The sequence below is a fragment of the Synechococcus sp. H60.1 genome (assembly GCF_047462335.1).
Lineage (GTDB): Bacteria > Cyanobacteriota > Cyanobacteriia > Thermostichales > Thermostichaceae > Thermostichus.
Window position 1 is genome coordinate 29,314 of sequence record NZ_JANSJA010000112.1, and the last position, 6,531, is coordinate 35,844.

4 protein-coding genes are annotated in these 6,531 nt (G+C 63.8%); 1 reads left to right on the forward strand and 3 read right to left on the reverse strand.

Translation table 11 applies throughout. From position 1 onward, the window contains the following. Window positions 1-12: 12 nt before the first annotated feature. The 3 genes from purL to psaM form a co-directional block, all read right to left on the reverse strand. Window positions 13-2,310 (reverse strand): phosphoribosylformylglycinamidine synthase subunit PurL, encoded by a 2,298-nt coding sequence (purL, locus tag NW852_RS06025; RefSeq protein ID WP_414426550.1) that lies wholly within the window; start codon window positions 2,308-2,310, stop codon window positions 13-15. 11 nt (window positions 2,311-2,321) lie between these two features. Then, entirely contained in the window at window positions 2,322-4,745 is a 2,424-nt protein-coding gene (gene recG, locus NW852_RS06030; RefSeq protein WP_414371121.1) for an ATP-dependent DNA helicase RecG, read from the reverse strand. Between the two features lie 162 nt (window positions 4,746-4,907). Beyond that, on the reverse strand, window positions 4,908-5,000 hold the full coding sequence (gene psaM / locus NW852_RS06035; protein ID WP_414332959.1) for a photosystem I reaction center subunit XII: 93 nt from the start codon (window positions 4,998-5,000) through the stop codon (window positions 4,908-4,910). Window positions 5,001-5,223: 223 nt separating this feature from the next. Here psaM and glyA point away from each other — a divergent pair. After that, window positions 5,224-6,531 (forward strand): serine hydroxymethyltransferase (glyA, locus tag NW852_RS06040; protein ID WP_414426551.1); only part of this gene is annotated, 1,308 nt, incomplete at its 3' end.

The window sequence follows — 6,531 nt, forward strand, 5'->3', positions numbered from 1 at the left end:
GGGAGAGGGGAGCTAGGTGTTGTGGTAGGCGGCCTGCAGGGCGGCCTGCAGGGCGGCCAAAGAGACCGACAACAGGGGATCCCCTTCTGCCGTCGTCAAGGCCAAGGGATCGGCAGGGGATCCCACTTGTCCCAGCAGTTGCCACTGGCCGGGGAGCTGGGACTCTAAGTAGGCTTCCCAAGGAGAGCGCTGGGCTGGATTGACAGAAACGAGGATGCGGCTGGATCCCTCGCCAAACAGGGCCTGATCCCAGCGCAGGGATCCGGGAGCCAGAGAGACACTGGCACCGCGGCCCCCGCTGAGGCAGGCTTCCGCCAGAGCCACGGCCAGTCCTCCCTCGCTACAGTCGTGGGCGGAGCGCACCCACCCCTGCCGGATGCCGTGGCGGCAGGCGGCTTGCACGCGCTTTTCCAGCTCCAGATCCACGGGGGCAGGCCGACCCGTGACCTTGTGGTAGATTGCCGCCAAATACTCGCTGCCGCCCAGACTGGTAACAGCCTGGGCTCCCAAGAGGTAGATGAGATCCCTTTCTTGCTGCCACCCCTGGCCACAGACCAACTTCAAGTCTGGAAGGAGACCGACCATGCCGATAACGGGGGTAGGGTAGATGGCCTGGGATCCCTTCTCGTTGTAGAGGGAAACGTTCCCCCCTGTTACCGGTGTCCCTAGGGCACGGCAGGCCTCCCCAATCCCCCGACAGGCCAGGGCCAACTGCCAGTACACCACGGGGTTTTCCGGGTTGCCGAAGTTGAGGTTGTCGGTTACAGCCAAGGGCTCCGCCCCCACGCAGGAGAGGTTGCGGGCGGCTTCGGCCACCGCGGCTTTGGCCCCCTCGTAGGGATCCAAATATACCCAGCGGCCATTGCCATCGAGGGTGGCAGCAATGGCCTTGCGGGCAGCCTGCAGGGGTGGCACCTCGCCCACGCCAAACTTTTGCGAGCGGATGCGGATAACCGCTGCATCTCCCTGCCCCGGCCAAAGGACAGTGTTGTTTTGCACCTGGTGGTCATATTGGCGATAGATCCAGGCTTTGCTGGCCAGGGTGGGGCGGGCCAAAAGCCGCAGCAGCACCTCTTGCCACGTCAGGGTTGCCTGATCGAGGTGGATCCCTTCGCGACTGCAAGGGGGTAGGGTGGCGGGATCCCACTGCCACGCTGCCTGGACGTACTCCGGTGGCTCTGGCAGCAGCGGGCGGACGTAGACGGGGGTCTCTTCGGCCAAGGCCCGCGCCGGCACTTGCACCACGCAGGTTCCGCGGTGCCAGATCTCCACCAGCGGCTCGGCAATGACTTCTCCGGCCACGCTGGCCTGCAGGCCCCAGCGGTGGAAGATCTCCATCACCTCCGCTTCGCGACCTTTTTGCACCACCAGCAGCATCCGCTCCTGGGACTCCGAAAGCAGGTACTCCCAGGCGGCCATGCCGCTTTCCCGCGCCGGCACCCGGTCGAGATCAAAGCGGATCCCTACGCCTCCTTTGGCGGCCATCTCCGCCGTGGAGCAGGTGATCCCGGCCGCTCCCATGTCCTGGGCGGCCACCACGGCTCCCGTGGCAAAGGCCTCCAGGCAGGCCTCGATGAGACATTTGCCCAGAAAGGGATCCCCCACCTGCACCGCCGGCCGATCCTGCTGGGAGTCCTCCTTGAGCTCGGCGCTGGCAAAGCTGGCCCCGCGGATCCCGTCCCGCCCCGTGGGGGCGCCCACGTACAAGACCGGATTCCCCACCCCCCGAGCTGCCGATTTCACCACCGCCGGCGTCTCCAGCAGCCCCAGAGCCATGACGTTGACCAGGGGGTTGCCACTGTAGCAGGGATCCACGGCCACTTCCCCCCCCACCGTGGGCACCCCCACGCAGTTGCCGTAGTGGGCGATCCCCTCCACCACCCTGGCCATGAGGCGGCGGTTGCGGGGATCCGTCAGCGGCCCAAAGCGCAGGGAGTTGAGCAGGGCAATGGGACGGGCGCCCAGGGTAAAGATATCACGCAGGATGCCTCCCACGCCGGTGGCCGCTCCCTGGAAGGGCTCAACCGCTGAAGGATGGTTGTGGGATTCAATCTTAAAGGCCAGCCAGTCCCCATCCCCCAAATCTATGACGCCGGCATTTTCCCCCGGCCCCACCACCACCCGCTCGCCCGTAGTGGGAAAGTTTTTCAGCAGAGGGCGAGAGTTCTTGTAGCAGCAGTGCTCCGACCACATCACCCCAAACATGGCCAGCTCGGTGGGGTTGGGATCCCGGCCCAGTTGCTGCTGGATCTGGTGATATTCCTGGGGGGAGAGGCCGTGGAGCGTCAGCTCTTCAGGAGTAGGGGGCATAGGCACCAAGGTTAAGTCAACAAAGCCGGCCCCAAAAGGCGGGCCTGGCGTTCTTCCAGTATGCGACGCAGGCGGGGCCACTGCTGCAGCTGTGGGTCTTGGACAATGAGCTGCTCTGCTGCCTGGCGGGCCAACTGCAGCACCTCTTGGTCATCCATGAGGCTGGCCAGAGCAAAATCGGGCAGTCCCGACTGGCGGGTGCCCATCACCTCCCCAGGGCCGCGGAAGCGCAGATCCATCTCGGCAATGAAAAAGCCATCGTGGGACTGCTCCAGGACTTTTAGCCGGCGCAGGGCCTCTTCGCTTTGGGATCCCGTCATTAAAATGCAGTAGGCCTGGTCGGATCCCCGCCCCACCCGCCCCCGCAGTTGGTGGAGCTGGGAGAGGCCAAAGCGCTCGGCATGCTCCACCAGCATCACCGAGGCGTTGGGCACATCCACCCCCACTTCCACCACTGTGGTGGAGACGAGGATATCCAGCTCCCGCCGGCGGAAAGCTTCTATGACGGCGTCCTTCTCGCTGCTAGTTAGGCGCCCGTGCAGCAGGCCCACCCGGAACTGGGGGAAGACCTTCTCCTGCAGGCGCTGGTGTTCCTCAATGGCGGACTTGAGATCCAGCTTCTCAGACTCTTCAATCAAAGGCAGCACCACGTAGGCCTGCCGCCCCTGGGCAATCTCCCGCTCCATCAGCCGCACCACCTGCAGGCGATCCCCCGGTCGAGCCACCACCGTGTGCACCGGCTTGCGCCCCGGGGGCAACTCGTCAATTTGGGTAACATCCAGATCCCCGTGCAGGGCCAGGGTAAGGGTGCGGGGGATGGGGGTGGCCGTCATGGTCAGGACATCGGGGTGATCCCCTTTCTGCTGCAGGGCAGCCCGCTGTTCGACGCCAAAGCGGTGCTGCTCGTCGATAACCACCAAGCCCAGGTTGCGAAACTGCACCGCCGGCTGGATGAGGGCATGGGTGCCAACCACTAGGGGCAGCTCCCCGGTCTGCAACTGCCGCAGGATCTCGCGCCGCTTGGCGGGGGGTGTGGAGCCGGTCAAGAGTTCCACAGGCACTTGCAGTTGGCTGAGCCACTCCACCAGCTTGCGGTAGTGCTGCTCGGCCAAGACCTCCGTGGGAGCCATGAGGGCCGTCTGCCAGCCCGACTGGATGGCCGCCAGCAAAGCCGCCACCGCCACCACAGTTTTGCCGGATCCCACATCCCCCTGCAGCAGGCGGTTCATGGGCAAGGGATCCCGCAGATCCGCCAGGATCTCGTCGATGGCCCGCTGCTGGGCAGCAGTCAGCTGGAAGGGCAGGATTTGGTAGAAGCGGTCCAAGAGCTCTCCTCTAGCTGGCTGGTAGCGGGGGACAGCCTGGGCCTGGGCGCGGTAGCGCTGCCGCCGCTGCAAGAGGCTAAGTTGCAGGTAGAAAAACTCGTCGAACACCAGCCGCCGCCGGGCCTGGGCCAGCAGCTCTTGCGTCTTGGGAAAGTGGATCTGCTGCAGGGCAAGGGGCAAGTCCAACAGCTGCAACTGCCGCTTCAGGTGCTCCGGCAAGGGATCCTCCACCAAGGCAGCTGCCGGCAGGGCAAGCTGGATGGCTTTGCGCACCAGATCGGCGGGGATCCCTTCTGAGAGGGGGTAAACGGGTAGAATCTTGCCCAATCTCTCCAGATCCTCGCCCTCTCCCCCCAGCACCTCCAGTTGCGGGTTCTCCAGTGTCAAGCCCAAGCGGCCCTTTTTCACCAGACCGCTGGCCGCCACCACTGCCCCCTTGGGGTATTGCCGCTCCAGGGCCGCCTGCCAACTGCGCTGGGCAAATTGCCGCCCGCTGTAGAAGCGGCTGAGGGTGACTACGCCGCTTTTGTCGGCAAGCTTGAGGTTGAAGATGGTCAGCAAGGGGTTTTTGGGGCTGGTAAAGCAACTGCAGCTTTTCACCGTCCCCACCAGGGTAACCGTCTCCCCCACCTTGGCCTGGCGGATGAGCACGCGTCGGGAATAGTCCAGGTGATCCCGTGGGAAGTAGTAGAGGGCATCGCGCACAGTGTGCAGGCCCAGTTGCGCCAGTTTCTCCGCCGACTTGGGGCCAATGCCCTTGAGAAATTGCAGCGGCTGCTCCAAACTAAGGCCCTTGGGCAGGGGCAAAGCAGGGCTGGGTGGAGCAGAGTGGGCTTGTTCTTGCTGGCGACGCAGCCGCTCCAGCCAGCGGCGGGTTTCCGCCACCAGGTGCTGCCGCTCCGGCAGCTCTAGCTGGGGGTAGAGGCGATAGCGGGATCCCAGTTCTTTCCACCGCCGTCGCTCTTCCCCATCCAGGATCCAGCCAGCGGGGGGATCCTGGCCAAACACGCTCTGCAAAAATTGGGAGAAGGTCTGCTCTCGCCCCCGCAGGTCGGTAAACCCCACCTCTGCTTCCAGAGAAAGGGCGCGCTGAACCCGCTGTAGATCCACCTGGCTCAAGTTGCTTCTGGGTTGGCTGCCGGTAGTATCCTTTATCCAACTTTAGCCAATGGCAAAGCGTCCCAGGCGCAGCCCCTGAGCCTCAACTCAAAAGGGCCTGCTCTATAGGACAGGCCCCCGGATCCAGAGCAACCTTATTCTTCCAGATGGAAACTAGCTGCGGGCCAGGGCGGATCCCAGCAGCACGGCCATCACTGCCGGCACCAGGGCAATGGCCAGGATGGTGAAAACTTGCGCGTCGGTCATAGCCAACTCCTAAAACCCAGTGCTGTAAACCTGCCCCTCACTTTACCCCGGCTGGTGACCAGACCTGGGGCCCAAAAACATTCTTTACAAAGCGGCCTTTGGTTCTGCGCTTAGCCGCTGCGGGATCCCCTGGCCTGTGTTACGATGTTGCTTCGCAACGCTGTTGCGACCGCAGGGTAATTCTGGCCTTTTTTTCTTTGCAACGTTTGCTCTTGGCGTCACCATGGTAGCCGCCCCCCACAGCCTAACCACTCCCCGGGACAACCTGGCCATTTTGGCCGAAACGGATCCCATCGTCTACCGCCTCATCCAGCAAGAACTCAACCGCCAGCGGGATCACCTGGAGATGATTGCCAGCGAGAACTTCACCTCGCCGGCTGTCCTGGCGGCCCAGGGCTCGGTGCTTACCAACAAGTATGCAGAGGGGCTGCCCGGCAAGCGCTACTACGGCGGCTGCGAATTTATCGACGAGATCGAACAACTGGCCATCGACCGCGCCAAGCAACTGTTTGGGGCGGCCCACGCCAATGTCCAGCCCCACTCCGGTGCCCAGGCCAATTTCGCGGTTTTCTTGGCTCTGCTGCAGCCAGGAGACACGATCATGGGCATGGATCTGGCCCACGGCGGCCACCTCACCCACGGCTCGCCAGTGAACGTCTCCGGCAAGTGGTTCCGCGTGGTGCACTATGGCGTGGATCCGCAGACGGAGCGGATTGATTTTGACCAGGTGCGGGATCTGGCCCTGCAGCACCGGCCTAAGCTGATTATCTGCGGCTACTCCGCCTACCCGCGGACAATTGATTTTGCTGCCTTCCGCGCCATTGCCGATGAGGTGGGGGCCTATCTGATGGCAGACATTGCCCACATTGCTGGCCTGGTGGCCACTGGGCACCACCCCAACCCCGTGCCCCTCTGCGATGTGGTAACCACCACCACCCACAAGACGCTGCGAGGGCCGCGCGGCGGGCTGATTCTCACCCGCGACCCGGAATTGGGCAAAAAGCTGGACAAGGCGGTGTTCCCCGGCAGCCAAGGGGGGCCTTTGGAGCATGTCATTGCCGGCAAGGCGGTGGCCTTTGGAGAAGCCCTGCAGCCCAGCTTTGCCCAGTACTCAGCCCAGGTCATTGCCAATGCCCAGGCCCTGGCGGCAACGCTGCAACGACGGGGCATCCGGCTGGTTTCGGGGGGCACCGACAACCACCTGATGTTACTGGATCTGCGCTCGGTCTCGGCAGTGCTGGAGAAAAACGGGGCTGCCGATCCGGTGATGACGGGCAAGCGGGCGGATCGCCTGATGGAGGAGATCCACATTACCGCCAACAAAAACACCATCCCCTTTGACCCGCAGCCGCCCTTTGTGGCCAGCGGCCTGCGCCTGGGATCCCCGGCCCTGACCACCCGCGGCCTGGGCGCGGCAGAATTTGAGGAAATTGGGGAAATTATTGCCGATTGCCTGTTTCAACCGGAGGATCTGGCTGTGCTCGAAGCCTGCCGCCGGCGAGTGGCCGAGCTTTGCCGCCGTTTTCCGCTC

Coding starts and splice junctions, on each gene's coding strand:
- psaM (WP_414332959.1), bottom strand. CDS start 5,000: ATGACCGACGCGCAAGTTTTCACCATCCTGGCCATTGCCCTGGTGCCG.
- purL (WP_414426550.1), bottom strand. CDS start 2,310: ATGCCCCCTACTCCTGAAGAGCTGACGCTCCACGGCCTCTCCCCCCAG.